This window comes from Polaromonas sp. (genome assembly GCF_031411155.1).
In the GTDB taxonomy this organism is placed as follows: domain Bacteria; phylum Pseudomonadota; class Gammaproteobacteria; order Burkholderiales; family Burkholderiaceae_C; genus Polaromonas.
This window is the reverse complement of sequence record NZ_JANOAL010000005.1, coordinates 1-17,256: the sequence shown is the minus strand read 5'-3', so window position 1 is coordinate 17,256 and position 17,256 is coordinate 1. Positions and strand designations below refer to the sequence as shown.

Genomic DNA, 17,256 nt, shown 5'->3' with positions numbered 1-17,256 from the left:
CGGGTGGCCCAGCGCGCAGGCGCCGCCGTTGACGTTGACGATGTCGTGGCTGATGCCCAGCTCCGTCATCGCGGCCATGGGGACGACGGCGAAGGCTTCGTTGATTTCCCATAGGTCCACGTCTTTCACGGTCCAGCCGATTTTCTTCAGCAGCTTGTTGACGGCACCGACCGGGGCGGTCGAGAACCATTCGGGCGCCTGGGCAAAGGTGGCGTGGCCGACGATGCGGGCGATCGGGGTGGCGCCCAGCTCTTTGGCGGTAGAGGCGCGGGCCAGCACCAGCGCGGCGGCGCCGTCGTTGATGGACGAGCTGGAGGCGGCGGTGATGGTGCCGTCTTTCTTGAAGGCGGGCTTGAGCGAGGGGATCTTGTCGAGCTTGACCTTGCCCGGGCCTTCGTCGATGGAAACCACGACGTCACCGGCGCGGGTCTTGACCGTGACGGGCGTGATCTCGGCCTTGAACGCGCCGGACTCGGTGGCGGCCTTGGCGCGCTGCACGCTGGCCGTGGCAAAAGCGTCCTGCGCCTCGCGGCTGAAGCTGTATTTGGCGGCGCAGTCTTCGCCAAAGGTGCCCATGGAGCGGCCCGGCTCGTAGGCGTCTTCCAGGCCGTCGAGCATCATGTGGTCAAAAATGCGGTCGTGGCCGATGCGCACGCCGCTGCGGCCCTTGGGCAGCAAATAGGGCGCGTTGGTCATGCTTTCCATGCCACCGGCCACCACCACATCGCGGCTGCCCGCCAGCAACTGGTCGTGCGCCAGCATCGTCGCCTCCATGCCGGAGCCGCACATCTTGGACAGCGTGACGGCGCCCGTGCTGGCCGGCAGGCCGCCCTTGAAGCCGGCTTGCCGCGCCGGCGCCTGGCCCTGGCCGGCCATCAGGCAGTTGCCAAACAGCACTTCATCGACCTTGTCGGGCGCGATGCCGGAGCGCTCGATGGCGGCCTTGATGGCCGCACCGCCCAGGTCGTGCGCCGCCAGCGCGCTGAAGTCACCCTGGAAAGCGCCCATGGGGGTGCGGGCTGCGCCCAGGATAACGATGGAATCTGCGTTGGAAGTCGACATGATGCGTCCTTTCAGGGGTAGATAAAACTGCGGTGTTACAGGCAAAAAATCAGGGGGTCATTTCGCTCAGGGCCAGCAGCGTGGTGCCGGTTGCGCGCGGGCCATGGCGATGGATGAAGCGCTTTTCGCGCTCATACGGAAACACGTCGTGCACATGCCCGGCCTGGATGCGTGCCTGGTGGCTTTGCCAGAACTCGGCGTCCAGCAGGTCGCCGTGGTGCCTCATGAAAACCGCCCGCACGGCGTCGTTGCCGAGCAGGAAGGGGCCAAAGGTTTCGGGAAACACGTCCTTGGGCCCGACCGAATACCAGACCTCGCCGCTCATTTCCACTTCTTCGTTGCGCGGCGTGGGCACGCGGCGGAACTTGCAGTCGGTGATGTATTCGATCTCGTCGTAGTCGTAGAACACCACCTTGCCGTGGCGGGTGATGCCAAAATTTTTCCAGAGCATGTCGCCCGGAAAGATATTGGCCGCCACCAGGTCCTTGATGGCGTTGCCGTACTCGACCACGGCGCGCTCGATCTGGTCTTTGGCGGCCGGTTCGGTCACGCCCACGTCAAAGGCTTCCTGCAGGTAGATGTTGAGCGGAATCATGCGCCGCTCGATGTACACATGCTTGATGATGACTTCGGTGTGCCCGTCGCCGTCGCGGTCGCTGATTTCGAGCTGGCTGGGCGCAAATTTTTCGATCTCGGCAATCAGCTCGTCGCTGAAGCGTTCGCGCGGAAACGCAACTTCGCTGTACTCCTGCGTGTCGGCCATGCGGCCGACCCGGTCGTGCTGCTTGACCAGCAGGTACTTGCCCTTGATCTGCTCGCGCGTCGTGTCTTTTTGGGGCGGGTAGTAGTCCTTGATGACCTTGAACACATAGGGAAAAGACGGCAGGTCAAACACCAGCATCACCATGCCCTTGATGCCCGGTGCGATGCGGAACTTGTCGGTGGAATGGCGCAGGTGGTACAAAAAGTCGCGGTAAAAAAGCGTCTTGCCCTGCTTGGCCAGGCCCAGCGCGTTGTAGATTTCGGCGCGCGGCATGCGCGGCATCATGCTGCGCAAAAACTGCACATAGGCCGACGGTATGCCCATGTCGACCATGAAATAGGCACGCGCAAAACTGAACAGGATCAGCAGGTCGTCCTCGCCGAACAGCGCCGCATCAATCACCAGCTTGCCGGCCTTGCTGTGCAGCAGCGGCAGGGCAATCGGCACCTCGTTAAAGCCGTTGATGATCTTGCCGACGACGTAAGCGCCCTTGTTGCGGAAAAACAGGCCCGACAGCACCTGCAGCTGAAAGTTGGCGCGCAGCTTGACGTCGCCCAGGCGCTGCTGCAGCGCATGCACCACATAGGCCGCGTCGCGCTCCAGGTCTTCAAACTCCAGATGAAGCTCAAAGTCGCGCACCAGCCTGACGACATTGGCCTGCAGCGTGTCCGGCGCCGGGTAGTAGGCGCGGTAGGTGGGCCGGGCCGTGGGTTCTTCGTTTTCGATGTACTCGGTGCTGACGGCGGGCCGCACGAAGATGAAGTCGTTCTGGAAATAGCTGCGGTGCAGGATCTTGGTGGTGACCGAGTTGAAAAAGGTCTCGGCCAGCTCGGGCTGGTGGTGGTTGACCAGCAGACCGATGTAATGCAGCTTGACCTGCTGCCAGACGTTCATGGTCTGCTCGCCGGCCTTGAACTCACGCTCCAGCCGCATCGAGGCTTCGCGCACCCGCAGGTCGTAAAACTCGATGCGCTCGCGCTGGGCGCGCTGCTGGCCGTGCCAGTCGGCGGTTTCAAAGCGGTGCTTGGCGCGCGCGGATTCGGTGCGAAACAGCTGGTAGTGGCGGTTAAAGCCGTCCATCATCGCCTTGGCGATGTCATAGGCCAGGGGGGAATCCAGGCGCTGGGGAAACACGCTTAGCCCCTGGCCGATGCAATAGGGCTGGCGCTCCAGACGTCCCAGACCCGGTCCACCGCCTTGCGGTAGAGGGCATCGAGTTCGTCGGGGTTGGCCACGCTCATCTGCAGGTCCTGCAGCAGGCCGTCGTGCACGCCAAAGGCCCAGCCGTGCACCTTGACCGACTGGCCGCGCGCCCAGGCATCGACCATGACGGTGCTGACCGACACGTTGACCACCTGCTCGATCACGTTGATGTCGCACAGGGCATTGGCGCGCACCGCCTCGGGCAGGCTGTCCAGCAGCTGGCGGTGGCGATGCCGCACATCCTGGATGTGGCGTATCCAGTTGTCGGCCAGGCCGATGCGCGCGCCTTCCAGCGCGGCCTGTACGCCCGAGCAGCCGTAGTGGCCGACCACCATGATGTCCTGGACCTTGAGCCGCTCGACCGCAAACTGGATGGCCGACAGGGCATTGAGGTCGGAATGCACCACGATGTTGGCGACATTGCGATGCACAAACACCTCGCCCGGCTCCAGTCCCGTGATCTGATTCGCCGGCACGCGACTGTCGGAGCAGCCAATCCACATGTACTTGGGCGTCTGCTGCTTGACCAGACTGGTGAAAAAGCCGGGCCGTTCGGCCTCCATCTGGGCCGCCCAGGCGCGGTTGTGGCTGAAAAGGTTTTGAATTGAAGAGGTCATGCTGCTATTTTCGCCTGCCGCCACTTACAGGGTCTCGGCAAACAACTCGCGCCCAATCAGCATGCGGCGAATCTCACTGGTGCCGGCGCCAATTTCGTAGAGCTTGGCATCGCGCCACAGGCGGCCCAGCGGGTAGTCGTTGATGTAGCCGTTGCCGCCAAACACCTGCACGCCCTCGCCGGCCATCCAGGTGGCTTTTTCGGCGCACCACAGAATGACGGAGGCGCAGTCCTTGCGCACCTGGCGCACATGGTCAGCGCCCAGCATGTCCAGGTTTTTGGCCACGGTGTAGGCAAACGAACGGCCGGCCTGCAGCACGGTGTACATGTCGGCCACCTTGCCCTGAATCAGCTGGAACTCGCCAATGCTCTGGCCAAACTGCTTGCGGTCGTGGATGTAGGGCAAGACGTTGTCCATCACCGACTGCATGATGCCCAGCGGGCCGCCGGTCAGCACGGCGCGCTCGTAATCGAGGCCGCTCATCAGCACCTTGGCGCCGCTGTTCAGGCCGCCCAAGATGTTGGCCGCCGGCACCTCGACATTGTTGAACACCAGCTCGCCGGTGTGGCTGCCGCGCATGCCGAGCTTGTCGAGCTTTTGCGCCACCGAAAAGCCCTTCATGCCTTTTTCGATCAGGAAGGCGGTGACGCCGCGCGCACCGAGTTCGGGCTCGGTCTTGGCGTAGACCACCAGGGTGTCGGCGTCGGGGCCGTTGGTGATCCACATCTTGCTGCCGTTCAGGACGTAGTAGCCGCCCTTGTCCTCGGCCTTGAGCTTCATGCTGATGACGTCGCTGCCGGCGCCCGGCTCGCTCATGGCCAGCGCACCCACATGCTCGCCGCTGATCAGCCTGGGCAGGTATTTCTGGCGCTGCGCGTCGCTGCCGTTGCGCTTGATCTGGTTGACGCACAGGTTGCTGTGCGCGCCGTAGCTCAGGCCGACCGAGGCCGAAGCGCGCGAGATTTCTTCCATCGCGATCATGTGGGCCAGGTAGCCCATGTTGGCGCCGCCGTATTCCTCGGACACGGTGATGCCGAGCACGCCGATCGCACCCATTTTTTGCCACAGGTCCATCGGAAACTGGTCGTTGCGGTCCAGCTCCGCGGCGCGTGGCGCGATTTCGATCTGGGCAAACTCGCGCACGGCGTCGCGCAGGGCGTCAATGTCTTCACCGAGTTGGAAATTCAGTCCGGGCATGTTGGTCATGGTGAGGTCTTTCGCTAAATACGTGAGAGGAAAATAGGAAGGGCTTTAATAAACCTTGGCGACCGGCACGATGGTTTGCTGCATCAGGGCGCAAACGGTTTCCTTGCCGTCGGCGGCGCGGTGCAGCACTTCGGCGGTGGTCACCACAATGCGCTTGCCGGCGCGGGCGACCCGCCCGGTCGCGCGCAGCTCGCCGCCCGTAAAGCTGGCCAGAAAATTGATTTTGTACTCTGCGGTGGTGACTTCCAGCTCGGGCGCGACCACCGTCAGCGCGGCGTAACCGCCGGCAATGTCGGCCAGCGCGCCCATCGCGCCGCCATGAAAGCCGCCCTGCTGCTGCGTCACGCGCTCCGAATGCGGCAAGGCCAGCTCGACCAGACCAGGCTCCACCCGCAGCAGCCGCGCGCCCAGGTGTTGCATCATCCCCTGGCGTAAAAAACTGGCTTCGATGCGCTGAAACAGCGCCGATGGCTCGGAGGATGCTTGCATGGATAGGCCTGACATGAGCGGATTGGGGATGAAGGCAGACGGTCGATTTTGGTTGACGTTTACGTAAACGTCAATTATCGCCTATTTTGACTTTTCGGCCTTTCCGAGCAACGCCCTGGCCTCTTTTTCGTGGGTCCTAAGCTCGTCCAGATTGGCCTGCAAGTCCAGCATCTGGGCTTCGAGCTTCTTGCGGTGGTCGGTCAGCACCGCCAGAAACTTCTTGAGCTGCGGCGCCGTATCGCGCGGGCTGTCATACGAGTCGATGATTTCCTTGGCCTCGACCAGCGACAGCCCGAGCCGCTTGGCGCGCAGGGTGAGCTTGAGCCGGGTGCGGTCACGCGCGGTGTAGACCCGGCTGCGCCCGCCCGCCCCCTCGCGGTTGGGCTGAAGCAGGCCCATGTCTTCGTAAAACCGCATGGCGCGGGTGGTCAGGTCAAACTCTTTGGCGAGATCGCTGATGGTGTAAGTGGTGGCCATGGTGATGAATCAGGTGCAAAAAAACGGCTGAAGGTGAGGGCAAAGGTAAATGCGAAGGTGACAGCGGAAAGCAGGCGTCCTCTCTACAATGAATCAAACCTGACGTTTACGTAAACGTCATATACACCGCGAATATTACATGAACCACCTTGAACAACAACTGCACTACCCGCTGGGCGACAGCCTCCCGGCATCCGGCGCCAGCCTGGAACTGGCGCCGGGCATCAAGTGGATTCGCATGGCGCTGCCGTTTGCGCTGGACCACATCAACCTGTGGCTGCTGCGCGACGAGATGGACGACCCGAATGCACCGGGCGCCAGGCTCCAGGGCTGGACGGTGGTGGACTGCTGCATCAGCAGGGACGAGTCCAGGGCCCAGTGGGAGGCGATTTTTGCCAGCCAGCTGGACGGCCTGCCGATTCTGCGCGTCATCGTGACCCACATGCACCCCGACCACATCGGCCTGGCCTACTGGCTGTGCCAGCGCTGGACCACGGCCAGCCATGTCTGCCGCTTGTGGATCAGCTCCACCGACTACCACGCGGCGCGCATCGGCTCGCAAAGCACCACGGGTTTTGGCGGTGACAGCGCGGCCCGCTTTTTCGCGTCGCACGGCCTGGTGGATCCGGAGTCGGTGGAAAAAATCAGGGGCCGCAGCGGCTACTACCCGAGCATGGTGCCCGAGGTGCCCGCCAGCTTTTGCCGCCTGATGGACGGCAAGGTCATCCGCATAGGCGCGCACGGCGAGCGCCGCGACTGGCGCTGCATCAGCGGCTACGGCCATGCACCCGAGCACATCGCGCTGTATTGCGACGATCTGAAACTGCTGATTTCCGGCGACATGGTGCTGCCGCGCATATCGACCAATGTGAGCGTCTATGACATGGAGCCGGAAGCCGACGCGCTGACGCTGTTTCTGGCGTCCATCGACAAGTTTTTGCCGCTGCACCCCGACACGCTGACCCTGCCCTCGCACGGCAAACCCTTCAAGGGCCTGCACACCCGCATTGCGCAGCTGCAGGCGCACCACCGCGACCGGCTGGCCGAGGTGGTGCAGGCCTGCACGCAAGCGCCCTGCAGCGCGGCCGACATACTGCCCGTCATGTTCAGGCGCCAGCTGGATCTGCATCAGACCACTTTTGCCATGGGCGAGGCGCTGGCGCACCTGCATGCGCTGTGGTTTCAGGGCCAGTTGCAGCGTTTGCTGGGCGCCGACGGCATTTACCGCTTCAGCGTCGCCTGAGGCCGCGCCCTCAACCGCCCTCAGCCGCCAGCGGGCGGCGGCGGCGGTAGCAAGAGCGAGAACGTGGCGCCCGCGCGGCCCGCGCTGTGCGCCGTGACCTGGCCGCCGTGGCGCACAGCCACCTGCCTGACGATGGCCAGCCCCAGGCCATTACCCGGAAAGTCAGCCGACGAATGCAGACGCGCGAACGCGGTGAACAGCCTGTCGATATAGGCCGGATCGAAGCCGGCGCCATTGTCCGAAACCGTCAGCACCAGCTCGCCGGCTTTAGGCCCGGCCGAGAGCCCCACCTTGATCCAGGCATCGGCCTTTTTGGAGGTGAATTTCCAGGCGTTTTCGAGCAGGCAGCCCAGCGCCGTCTTCAGCAGGCGCCGGTCCCCCACCAGCCACAGGCTGTCCGCCATCTCGACCGTGACCACCCGCTCAGGGTCGCGCCGCCGCAGATCGCTGAAAAGGGCCTGGCACAGCGGCACCAGGTCCAGCTTCTCCGGCGTGCCGGTCACCGGCGGCAACTGCACCAGCAGCCGCAAATCATCCACCAGACTGGCCAGTTGCCGGATGCTGGCCTGAATCCGGCTCAGGTAATGCAGGCCCGGGCCCTCCAGCACCACGGAATATTTCTCGGCCAGCAACTTGGCAAAACCATTGGCGGTGTGCAGCCGGCCCTGCACATCGTGGGACACGGCCTGGGTAAAGGCGGCCAGGTCGCGATGGGCATTTTTCAGCTCGATGGCCTGGGCCGCCAACGCCTGCGCCAGTTCCTCATTGACGCGTCGCAACTCGGCGTCTGCCGCGTGGCGCTGGCTGACATCGGCCAGGCTGACCAGCACCGCCTGATGACCGCCCCAGCGCATGTGGCCGCAGGCCAGTTCCACCAGCAGCCGCTGCCCGTCCTGCTTCTGCTGCTGGCACAGGCGCAAATCGGTTCCGGCGGGACCATGGCCCCGCCTGCCCGACAGCAGCGAGCGGGCAAACGCGGCGCCTTCCCCTTCCCCGGGAAACAGCGCGCCCATGCCAAGTGTCAGAAATGTTTTGTGGGGAATGCCGTAAAACTCAACCGCCGCCAGGTTGGCCGCCAGGATGCGCAGTGAGGCGTGATCGAAAATCCACATCGGCGTGGGATTGGCCTCGAAAACCAGCTGGTTGTAGCGCTCGCTGTCATCGAGCTGGCGCAGCAGTCCCTGGGTCGACCCGACGTCCCGCAGGTTGACCGCAAACCCGGTGGCGCGCCGGCGGAAGGTGTAGCGAACCCAGCTGTCCTCAAACTTGTGGTGGGCCACGAAAGCGTGCTGCGCGGAGGCGGCCAGCGCCTGCAGCGTGGCGCCCTGGTGCTGGTCGACCACATCCTCGGGCACCGCCTCCCAAAAATCGAGCCCGGCCAGCGCCGGCAGCGCACAGTGCAGCAGCTCCAGCGCGCGCGGGTTGATGTCGGTGATTTCTCCGGCCTGGTTGAGCAGCGCCATGCCGTCATGGGACCGGTCCAGCGGAGCCCAACCCAGCCCGGCCGGCGCGCTGGACCGCTTGACGCCCGGCCGTGCCAGCGACAAAGGCCCTTTGAGCAAGCGCAGCAGACGGTCCATGGTGCGGACTGGGGCTTGCGAGCGGCTCAGCGCCCGTGAGGGTTGACTAGCGCCATTTGCGGTTGGCGGCCACCAGTGCCGACACATAGCCATGCAGCCAGTCGAAGTTGGCCGGTTTGGCAAGCAGCTGGGCCTGCTCGGGCAGGCCGCCCCGCGCCGCGATGGCCTCGGGGGCCAAGCCGCTGATCACGATGATCTGCATGCCCGCCAGTTGCGGATTGCGCTTGAGGGCCTTGAGCATCTCGATGCCGTCCACCCCCGGCATGGACAGATCGGTAATCAGCAGGTCCGGCCGCATGCTGGCAATGTCCATCAGCGCCTCCAGCGCCGACGGCATCCAGGTGCAATCGACCGGCAAGTCCCAGGCCTCGAACTGGCAGCGGTAGAGCTCGCGCGTGTTCTCGTCGTCCTCGACCAGCAGCACCCGCAACCGGTGCTTGGGGTTGGTGTCGGCGCGCGACAGTTGCGGGCTGTTTTTGGCCAGGTAGGCATTGATGGACTGCAGGGCAATCCGGCGATGCCCGCCCAGCGTCTTCCAGGCGTCGATTTCGCCTTTTTCAACCAGCGACTGCACCGTCGCCACGGACAGGCCCAGCAGCTTGGCCGCATAGCTGGTGCCACAGTAATCTTCGCTGGAAAAATCTGCGGCGGTGATGGCCGCCTCAAAGGATTTGAGGTCACGCGACATGAGGATGTCTCGTTCGGGTTGAATATGTCATTTTCAGCATTTTAAGCAGTTCACGGTTTCAGAATCTCGCAAGGTAGCCACAGAAGTTCCGCCGTCGGGCTGGCGGGTGTTTTCAAAGAACCCCCGGCGCCCGGGGCAGCGTGAAGAAAAAAGTGGCGCCGCGACCCGGCGCCGACTCCGCCCAGAGCCGGCCCCCATGGCGCCGGACCACCCGGCTGACCGTTGCCAGCCCCACGCCGGTCCCCGGAAACTCGGTCGCCGCATGCAGGCGCTGAAACGGGTTGAACAGCTTGTCGGCATAGGCCATGTCAAAACCGGCCCCGTTGTCGCTGACAAAAAATACCGGCAGGCCGGCGGCATCGGCTTGCTGGCCGACACGGATCTCGGTGCGCGCCTGCTGCGAGCTGAACTTCCAGGCATTGCCCAGCAGGTTTTCCATCACGACTCGGACCAGCCGCCCATCGCCATGCGCCTGCAGGCCGCTTTCGATGTGCAGAGCCGCCTGGCGCTGTGGCTGGCTGGTCTGCCGTTCCTGCAAAATGGCCTGGGCCAGCGCCGACAGGTCCACCGGCTCGTTCAGCAGTTGCGCGCGCGACACCTGCGCCAGCAACAGCAGGCCCTCGATCAACTGCCCCATCTGCGCCACGCCGACCTGGATGCGTGACAGGTAATGCTGCACTTTTTCGTCGGCCTCGCGGCCCATCTGCTTGGCCAGCAAACGGCTGAAGCCGTCAATCGTGTTGAGCGGCGAACGCAGGTCATGCGAGACCGAGTAGGAAAAAGCCTCCAGCTCCTGGTTCGACAGGCGAAGCGCGGTTTCGATGTTCTTGAAGTCGGTGATGTCGGCATCGATGCCGACCCAGAAGACCACCTGGCCCTGCTCATCCAGCACCGGAGAGGCGCGGTAGGCCATGGTGTGGTAGCTGCCGTCCTTGTCCTTAAGCCGGCGGATACCGGAGTACTGGGACTGGTTCGCCTGGGCCGCCTTCCAGATCGCCTTGCTGTCGGCCAGGTCTTCCGGGTGAACGGCGGAAAACCACTGGGTGCCAGCCCAGTCTTTCAGCTCGCCCCCGGCCAGATCAAACCAGGTGCGGTTCAGGTAGGTGATGCTGCCCTGGGGATTGGCCGTCCACACCACCTGCGGTGCCTGCTCGGCCAGCGCCCGAAACAGCGCTTCCTGCCGCGCCAGGGCCTCGGTGCGCTCCGCCACTTTTTGCTCCAGCCCGCTGTTGAGCAGGCTGATTTCATCGAGCAGCCCGGCGTTTTCGATGGCGATGGCGGCCAGGTGCGCCAGTTCCATGGCGACGTACTCGTCCTGCCGCGTGAACTCGCCCTCGTATTTATCCGACAACTGGAGCAGCCCGATGTTTTTGCCGCTTCGTCCGGTCAGGGGCACGGCAAGCCAGCCGCGCATCGGGCGCGGCTGGCCGGCCGCCTGGCCAATAGCGCGCCAGAGCGGATGCGCCTCGAGTTCGGCCTGCGTCAGCCGGATGACCCGGTTGTTGGCGCAGGCCTGCGCATGGACGCCAGAGTGGTTGCCCGGCTCGATCAGAGCGCTACTGCTGGCGTATTTCTCGGACAGTGACAACACATGGATGGCCTGCGACCAGTCGCCCTCCAGCGCCAGGCTGACCACGGCCTGATGAACCTCGATGACGCCGCGGGCCTGGCTGGCAATCTCGTGCAGGGTGCCGTCGCGCGTCTGGTGCCAGGTGATGGCCTGCGCCGCGTCGGCCGCGCGTTGCAGCGTGAACAGGTGGTCCTGCACATCCTGCTCGGCCTTGAGCTGCGCGGTCACGTCCAGCGCCACCACAAAGCGCGCGGCCCGGCCGGCATACTGGATCGGCTTGGACACCACATTGACCGTAAACAGCGAGCCATCCTTGCGCCGGTGCTGCCAATTGGCTTTACGCAGTTCGGTGCCCGTCAGCCGCTGCCGCAGCCGCTCGTGGTCGGCCTGCGGATGCAGGTCGAACAGCGTCATGGCCAGCAATTCCCGGGCCGAATAGCCGTAGCTTTTTTCGGTCGCCTCGTTCGCCTTGAGCAGCTGCCGGGTGGCCGTGTCAAACACCCACATCGGCAGCGGCGCACCTTCAAACAGCGCGGTGTAGCGCTGTTCACTGTCGATGAGCGCCTGTTCGGCATGCTTGCGCTGGGTAATGTCCCGTGACACCGCGACCCAATGGGTGAACCAGCCGTTGGCATCGGCAACCGGCGCGATGTCAAGCTCGGTCCAGAATTCCTCACCGCTCTTGGTGTAGTTGATCAACTCGGACCGCACCGGCAGCCCGCTTTTAAGCGCTGCACCGATACGGTCGAGTTCAGCCCGCTGGGTGTTGCGGCCCTGCAAGAAGCGCGGAGACTTGCCGAGCACTTCCTGACGGCGGTAGCCGGTGCGGCGTTCGAAGGCGTCGTTGACAAAAACGATGCGCGGGCCGGGCTCGCCGAAAGGCTCGGCTTCGGTAATCAACACGATGTCGTTGAGGCGGGAAATACTGGTTTCGAGCAGGCGCAAATGCTCCAGCGAATGCCGCTTCTCGGTGATGTCCTGCAGCGTGCCGATCAGCCGGGTCACCTTGCCGCCGTGCGCCAGCCACTGACCCTGGGTGCGCACCCAGATCTGCCGGCCCAGCGCGGTCACCATGGGCAGCTCCAGATCCCAGGGCGTTCCGTGCTCGATGGCCGCCTGCACGGCCGCGTGCATCACAGGCTGCGCCGACGGCGCATAAAAACCCACCCCCTCGGCCAGGGTGATCGGCCTGGCGTCGTCCAGATCGTGGATGCGGTAGACCTGCTCCGACCAGACCAGCCGCATGCCGTCCAGAATCACTTCCCAGCCGCCTATCATGGCCATCGCGCCGGTGCGGCGCAGCAAATCGACGCTGTCGGCCAGCGCCAGCTCGGTCTGCTTGCGCTCGGTGATGTCCTGCACCACACCGGTTCGGCAGACTGGCGTGCCCCGGCTGTCGACCAGCAGCTTGCCGCGCTGATTGATCCAGCGCACCTCGCCCGCCGGCGTCACGATGCGGTATTCGATCTCCAGCGGCGAGCCGTCCGCAATCGCTGCGTCGCGGCGCTGCGTGTAGTTCACCCTGTCATCGGGGTGCACCATTTGCGCCAGCGCCTCCAGGCTGCCATCAAAGCCGCCGGGCGTCAGGCCAAACAGCTCGGCACATTCGTCCGACCACCAGATTTTCCGGGTCGCCAGGTTCAGCTCCCAGTTGCCGATGCGGCCCAGCCGCTGCGCATCGATCAGGGTGCGCTGGGTCTCGCGCAATTCGTTGTAGCTCTTGGCCTGCCCCAGTTGCAGTTGCTGCAGCTGGGTGATGTCGGAAAACACCATCAGCGCGCCAATCACGCCCGCACTGCCCCGCATCGGTCGAAAGCTGCTGCTGATCAGGCGCCCCTGCGGCGCGGCCGCGTTGCGCACCAGCATATGCTGCATGCTGCCGGTCTCCCCCTGCAAAGCCCGGTACAGCGGCAAATCCTCAGGCGGGTACAGGCTGTCGGTGCCGGGCACGAACAGCCCCTGGTGCCGCGGCCAGTCGGACGACAGCACCTGGGGCGCCTCGTCCATCAGGAACATGCGTGACGCCGCCTCGTTCATCAGCAGCACCCGGCCCGCCGTGTCGATGGCCAGCAGGCCTTCCCGCATGCTGTTGACCGTCATGTCCAGCGTGGCGTAGGCCTGGTGGCTGCGCGCCAGTTCGGTTTCCAGGTCGCGCTCGCGCTGCTGCAGCGAGTCGGCCATCAGGTTGAAACCATCGGCAATGCGGGTGAATTCGCGGCTGGGCCCGACCTGCAGCAGCGGCACCCGCACGTCCATCTGGCCCTTTTGCACCAGCCGCGTCGCCTTGAGGATTTCCTCGGTCGGCTGCACGATGCTGCGCCCGGCCATCATCCAGGCCAGCCAGCCGCCCAGAAAGGCCACCAGCGCCAGCACCATCAACTCCAGATTGAGCTGCCGGTGGGCCGGCGCCACCACCTGCTCCTTTTCGATGCTGAGCACCACGAAAAAAGGCGAATCCGGCGTTTTACCCGAAGGCTGAAAGGCGAAAATCCGCTGCAACCCCCCGGCATCGAGGCCCTCGGCCACCCCTGAACGCATGGTCTTCAAGGCCTCCAGCACCACCGGGCTGGGCAGCTTTTGCCCGATGCCGCCAGACACCTCGGGTTTTGCGGCCAGCACCGCGCCATTGCGGTCAATAACCGCCACCCGGGCACCCGGCGGCAACTGGATCTCGGCGACCGCCCGGGCCATCTCGAGCAGATCAAGCGCGACATAGGCGACCTGGGTGATGAGGCCTGCCTCATTGACGACCGGCAAGGCAAAACTCAGGGTCGGCTTGCCCGACAGGCGCCCGAAGGCGTACTCTCCGGCGACAAAGCCGCGACGCGCCAGCGCATCCCGAAAGTAGGCCCGGTCGCCCAGGTAGGTGGAGCGGCCGCCGTCAAGTCCGTGGCAGCGGGGATAGCCATCGGTGCCGATGATGCCGAGGTTGGCGTAACCCGGTAACTGGCGCTTGAGTTCGGCCAGGTAAGGGCTGCAGCGCGCCGCATTACCGTCGCGGATGTCGGGCACGTTGGCAATGGCGGTCAGCACCTGCCGCGCCGTATCGGCCAGCTGCTGCTGATTGGCCGCCACCAGCGACGCGGCGGTCTGCAGATTACCCGTGGCGCGGCTGATGGAGGCGTCGGTCACGAGCACCGCCTTGGCCACCGACAGCCCGAGCAGCGGCAGGATGGCCGCCATGACCAGCAGCACCATGCGGGCGCGTAGCGTGATCCGGGTCTTCATCGCGTCAGGTGGGCAAAAAACCGGGCGGCGAACCAGCCGGCCCCGGCGCGGCCACGCGTACACCGCTGGTCGCGCGACCCATCACGCGCTGGCAATCGATTCATTGACGCCCAGCCAGTAGGCCTGCAGGCGCCCGAGCTTTTCGGTGAAGGCGCCGAAGTCGACGGGCTTGCAAACGAAACTGTTGGCGCCGCTCTGGTAGCAAGCCACCAGGTCGGACTGCTCGGTGGACGAGGTCAGCATCACCACCGGCACCAGCGCCGTCAGCGGGTTGCCGCGCACGCTGCGCAGCACATCCAGCCCCGACAGCTTGGGCAGCTTCATGTCGAGCAGGATGAAGGACGGCTGCCTTTGCGTGTCGCGCCCGGCATGGGCCCCCTGCCCGAAAAGATAGTCCAGCGCCTGGGCGCCATCGCGCGCGACCGCAATCTCGGCGGTCACGCCCAGCTCCTCGAGCGTCAGCACGGTCAGCTCCAGATGATCAGGGTTGTCTTCTACGACGAGGATCAGCTTGTGGCTCATGGATTTCCCAAAGTTACGGTTGGTATCAATTATTTTCTTGATTTTGTCATTTTTAACATATTGAGTGAAATCGCCAATAGATAGAACTACTTAATTGTGAGGCCATGCGACTTTCTGCACGAATGTGGCAATTCCGCCCTCACCAGCGCGGAATCGTTTCGTCCTTGAGCTGGCCGCGCAGCTGCGCATAGTCGGGCACCACCGCCCGCACCGTGTCCCAAAAACGCGGGCTGTGGTCCATCACCCGCAAATGGCTCAGCTCGTGCACCACCACATAGTCAATCACTGCGGGCCTGAAATGAATCAGCCGCCAGTTCAGCCGGATCGAGCCGTTCGAACTGGCGCTGCCCCAGCGCGTGCCGGCGCTGGACAGGCTGAGCTTGTTCCACTGCACGCCGAGCTGCGGCGCAAAATGGTTGAGCCGCTCGATGAACAGCTGTTTGGCCTGCCGCATCAGCCAGGCCTGGGCCATGTCGCCAATCTGCCCGGGCGTGGCGCTGTGGGGCAGGCCGACATGCAGGCAGCGTTGCAGCAATTCGGCGCCGACACCGCCAAAGCCATGGCGCGGATCGAGCCGCACCGTCACCGCCTCGCCCAGAAACAGCAGGCTGGCGCCGTCTTTCCAGTCAATCCGGGCCGACTCCAGCCGGGCGTGGCGGGCGCGGGTTTCCTGCAGCTTCTTGAGAATCCAGCCCGACTTCTCGAGCACGGACTTGTCGATTTCATGCAGCGGCACCCATTTGGGCGCGCGCACCGCCAGCCCCTCGGCGCCGACCGAAAAGCCTATGGTGCGGCGCTTGCCGCGCTTGAATTCATAGGCCACCAGCACATCGTCGAGCAGCGCTTCGCGCGTGGCGCGGGGGTGGCGGTAAGTGGCCGGGGCCAGCGCCTGCCGCAGCGTCTGGGGGCGGGCGGGCGCCGCATTTGCCAGGTCTTGTTTTGCTATTGTTTCTATAGCTGGAAGTGCACGTTCTACCTGGGCTGGCGGCCTATTTGGCACTGAAACCGGGGGTTTTGAGGGGTGCACGGCCGGCGCCGCCGGCTCGGGCTCGAACAGATCGAGCGTGAACTGAAGAAGCCTTTGCATCATGGCAGTTTAGCGGTTGCCGACACTGCCGCCACCCGGCGCTCAGGCCCGCGTGGCCGTCGCGGCGACGGCGGGGGCGGCATAGGCTTCCGGGTCGAGCCGGTGCATCTCGGCCTCGATCCAGGCCTCGACCTCGCGCATCAGCTCGTCGGGCTGGCGGCCCACGCTGGAAATCGGCTTGCCGATGGAAAAGTCGACGATGCCGGGCGTCTTGATGAAAGCCTTGCGCGGCCAGCATTTGGCCGACGCCACGGCAATCGGAATCACCGGCGCGCCGGTTTCAATCGCCAGCCGGGTGCCGCCCGACTTGTAAACGCCTTTCTGGCCGCGCGGTATCCGCGTGCCTTCCGGGAACATGATGACCCAGGTGCCCTGGCTCATCAGCCGCTTGCCCTGCGCCACCACCTTGGCAAAGGCCTGGGCGCGCTGACTGCGGTCAATGTGGATCATGTCCATGCGCGCCATGGCCCAGCCAAAAAACGGCACATACAGCAGCTCTTTCTTGAACACATAGGCCAGCGGATGCGGCATCAGGGTGGGCATGCAGAAGGTCTCCCAAGTGCTCTGGTGCTTGAGCAGCAGCACGGCGGCACTGGTTTCGCCGGTGGGCAGGTTGTCCATGCCGGTGACCCGGTTTTTGATGCCCAGGATGACCGTGCCACCGCTTACCGCCACCCGCAGCCAGCCGGCGCACATCCAGTACATGGTGGTGCTGCTGACAAACAGCGAGGCGATGATGACAAAAATAGCCCAGGGAATCACCGTAATGGCCATCCAGAGCAGGTGCAGAATCGATCGAATCAGGGGCATGTCAGGGGTTCCGGCGGTTGGGGGCTTGCGGGCGGCGCTCAGGCGTCGTTTAGGCGTCGTTTAGGCGTTATTTACGGGTTGTTTAGGGCTCTAGCCCTTTCATTGCGGGCCTGAGCAGCTATTGTTTTTATAGCGCCGGCGGCGCCACCCGGGCGCTGCGCTCGATGAGAAAATCGGCAAACGCCGACAAGTCCGGGTGCAGCATCGTGCCCGGCGGCAGGCCCTCGGGCTGGCCGCCGCCCCATTCCGCCCGGTACTGCGCCGACTTGCCGCTCAGAATCAGGTGCGGCTCGCAGCCCACGCTGGCGCCGGCCAGCAGGTCGCGCACCGAATCCCCGGCCGTCGGCACACCCTTTAGCGGCACGCCAAAACGCTCGCCAATCTGCTCGAACAGACCCGGCAGCGGCTTGCGGCACTGGCAGGCTTCTTCCGGGCTGTGCGGGCAGTAAAACACCGCGTCAATGCGCCCGCCCACGGCGGCCAGCATCTTGTGCATCTTGGCATGCATGGCGTTGAGCGAAGCCACATCAAACATGCCGCGCCCCAGCCCCGACTGGTTCGACGCCACCACCACATGCCAGCCGGCGTGATTCAGCCGGGCAATCGCTTCGAGCGCGCCCGGCAGCGGCAGCCATTCGTCCGGCGTCTTGACGAAATCGTCGCTGTCGGTGTTGATGGTGCCGTCGCGGTCGAGGATGACGAGTTTCATGG

At 64.5% G+C, this 17,256-nt stretch carries 14 protein-coding genes; 1 reads left to right on the top strand and 13 read right to left on the bottom strand.

Annotated elements, in window-relative coordinates; all coding sequences use genetic code 11:
- From RMO23_RS00185 to RMO23_RS00160, 6 genes are all read right to left on the bottom strand, one after another.
- The coding region (locus RMO23_RS00185) for an acetyl-CoA C-acyltransferase (protein ID WP_309677914.1) at positions 1-1,062 on the bottom strand (1,062 nt) is incomplete at its 3' end.
- Positions 1,063-1,111: 49 nt separating this feature from the next.
- Positions 1,112-2,959: a bifunctional isocitrate dehydrogenase kinase/phosphatase gene (aceK, locus tag RMO23_RS00180; RefSeq protein ID WP_309677912.1), complete on the bottom strand. Its 1,848-nt coding sequence runs from the start codon at positions 2,957-2,959 to the stop codon at positions 1,112-1,114.
- A 2-nt stretch (positions 2,960-2,961) separates the two neighbouring features.
- Positions 2,962-3,645, bottom strand: coding sequence for a carbonate dehydratase (gene can / locus RMO23_RS00175; protein ID WP_309677910.1), 684 nt, complete (start codon positions 3,643-3,645; stop codon positions 2,962-2,964).
- Positions 3,646-3,669: 24 nt separating this feature from the next.
- Entirely contained in the window at positions 3,670-4,851 is a 1,182-nt protein-coding gene (locus RMO23_RS00170; protein WP_309677908.1) for an isovaleryl-CoA dehydrogenase, read from the bottom strand.
- Between the two features lie 45 nt (positions 4,852-4,896).
- Entirely contained in the window at positions 4,897-5,340 is a 444-nt protein-coding gene (locus tag RMO23_RS00165) for a PaaI family thioesterase (RefSeq protein ID WP_309677907.1), read from the bottom strand.
- Between the two features lie 81 nt (positions 5,341-5,421).
- Entirely contained in the window at positions 5,422-5,817 is a 396-nt protein-coding gene (locus RMO23_RS00160) for a MerR family DNA-binding transcriptional regulator (RefSeq protein ID WP_309677905.1), read from the bottom strand.
- 139 nt (positions 5,818-5,956) lie between these two features.
- Between RMO23_RS00160 and RMO23_RS00155 the strand changes: the two genes are divergently transcribed.
- Positions 5,957-7,060 (top strand): MBL fold metallo-hydrolase, encoded by a 1,104-nt coding sequence (locus RMO23_RS00155; RefSeq protein ID WP_309677904.1) that lies wholly within the window; start codon positions 5,957-5,959, stop codon positions 7,058-7,060.
- Between the two features lie 20 nt (positions 7,061-7,080).
- On the opposite strand, the gene RMO23_RS00150 is transcribed toward RMO23_RS00155, so the two are convergent.
- The 7 genes from RMO23_RS00150 to gmhB all read right to left on the bottom strand — a co-directional run bounded on the left by RMO23_RS00150 (position 7,081) and on the right by gmhB (position 17,254).
- Entirely contained in the window at positions 7,081-8,640 is a 1,560-nt protein-coding gene (locus RMO23_RS00150; RefSeq protein ID WP_309677903.1) for an ATP-binding protein, read from the bottom strand.
- A 46-nt stretch (positions 8,641-8,686) separates the two neighbouring features.
- Entirely contained in the window at positions 8,687-9,328 is a 642-nt protein-coding gene (locus RMO23_RS00145; protein ID WP_309677902.1) for a response regulator, read from the bottom strand.
- Positions 9,329-9,440: 112 nt separating this feature from the next.
- Positions 9,441-14,126 carry a PAS domain S-box protein gene (locus RMO23_RS00140; protein ID WP_309677900.1) on the bottom strand — a complete coding sequence of 1,562 codons (4,686 nt, stop codon included), beginning with the start codon at positions 14,124-14,126 and terminating at the stop codon, positions 9,441-9,443.
- Positions 14,127-14,207: 81 nt separating this feature from the next.
- Entirely contained in the window at positions 14,208-14,648 is a 441-nt protein-coding gene (locus RMO23_RS00135) for a response regulator (RefSeq protein ID WP_309677898.1), read from the bottom strand.
- 139 nt (positions 14,649-14,787) lie between these two features.
- A complete protein-coding gene (locus tag RMO23_RS00130) occupies positions 14,788-15,735 on the bottom strand; it encodes a SprT family zinc-dependent metalloprotease (RefSeq protein ID WP_309677896.1) in 948 nt (315 codons plus the stop codon).
- A 42-nt stretch (positions 15,736-15,777) separates the two neighbouring features.
- A complete protein-coding gene (locus RMO23_RS00125) occupies positions 15,778-16,545 on the bottom strand; it encodes a lysophospholipid acyltransferase family protein (protein ID WP_309677894.1) in 768 nt (255 codons plus the stop codon).
- Positions 16,546-16,672: 127 nt separating this feature from the next.
- The gene (gene gmhB / locus RMO23_RS00120) at positions 16,673-17,254 is read right to left on the bottom strand and encodes a D-glycero-beta-D-manno-heptose 1,7-bisphosphate 7-phosphatase (protein WP_309677892.1); all 582 of its coding nucleotides are present in this window, start codon (positions 17,252-17,254) and stop codon (positions 16,673-16,675) included.
- Positions 17,255-17,256: the final 2 nt, after the last annotated feature.

Coding starts and splice junctions, on each gene's coding strand:
- can (WP_309677910.1), bottom strand. CDS start 3,645: ATGACCTCTTCAATTCAAAACCTTTTCAGCCACAACCGCGCCTGGGCG.
- RMO23_RS00170 (WP_309677908.1), bottom strand. CDS start 4,851: ATGACCAACATGCCCGGACTGAATTTCCAACTCGGTGAAGACATTGAC.
- RMO23_RS00165 (WP_309677907.1), bottom strand. CDS start 5,340: ATGCAAGCATCCTCCGAGCCATCGGCGCTGTTTCAGCGCATCGAAGCC.
- RMO23_RS00160 (WP_309677905.1), bottom strand. CDS start 5,817: ATGGCCACCACTTACACCATCAGCGATCTCGCCAAAGAGTTTGACCTG.
- RMO23_RS00155 (WP_309677904.1), top strand. CDS start 5,957: ATGAACCACCTTGAACAACAACTGCACTACCCGCTGGGCGACAGCCTC.
- RMO23_RS00150 (WP_309677903.1), bottom strand. CDS start 8,640: ATGGACCGTCTGCTGCGCTTGCTCAAAGGGCCTTTGTCGCTGGCACGG.
- RMO23_RS00145 (WP_309677902.1), bottom strand. CDS start 9,328: ATGTCGCGTGACCTCAAATCCTTTGAGGCGGCCATCACCGCCGCAGAT.
- RMO23_RS00140 (WP_309677900.1), bottom strand. CDS start 14,126: ATGAAGACCCGGATCACGCTACGCGCCCGCATGGTGCTGCTGGTCATG.
- RMO23_RS00135 (WP_309677898.1), bottom strand. CDS start 14,648: ATGAGCCACAAGCTGATCCTCGTCGTAGAAGACAACCCTGATCATCTG.
- RMO23_RS00130 (WP_309677896.1), bottom strand. CDS start 15,735: ATGCAAAGGCTTCTTCAGTTCACGCTCGATCTGTTCGAGCCCGAGCCG.
- RMO23_RS00125 (WP_309677894.1), bottom strand. CDS start 16,545: ATGCCCCTGATTCGATCGATTCTGCACCTGCTCTGGATGGCCATTACG.
- gmhB (WP_309677892.1), bottom strand. CDS start 17,254: ATGAAACTCGTCATCCTCGACCGCGACGGCACCATCAACACCGACAGC.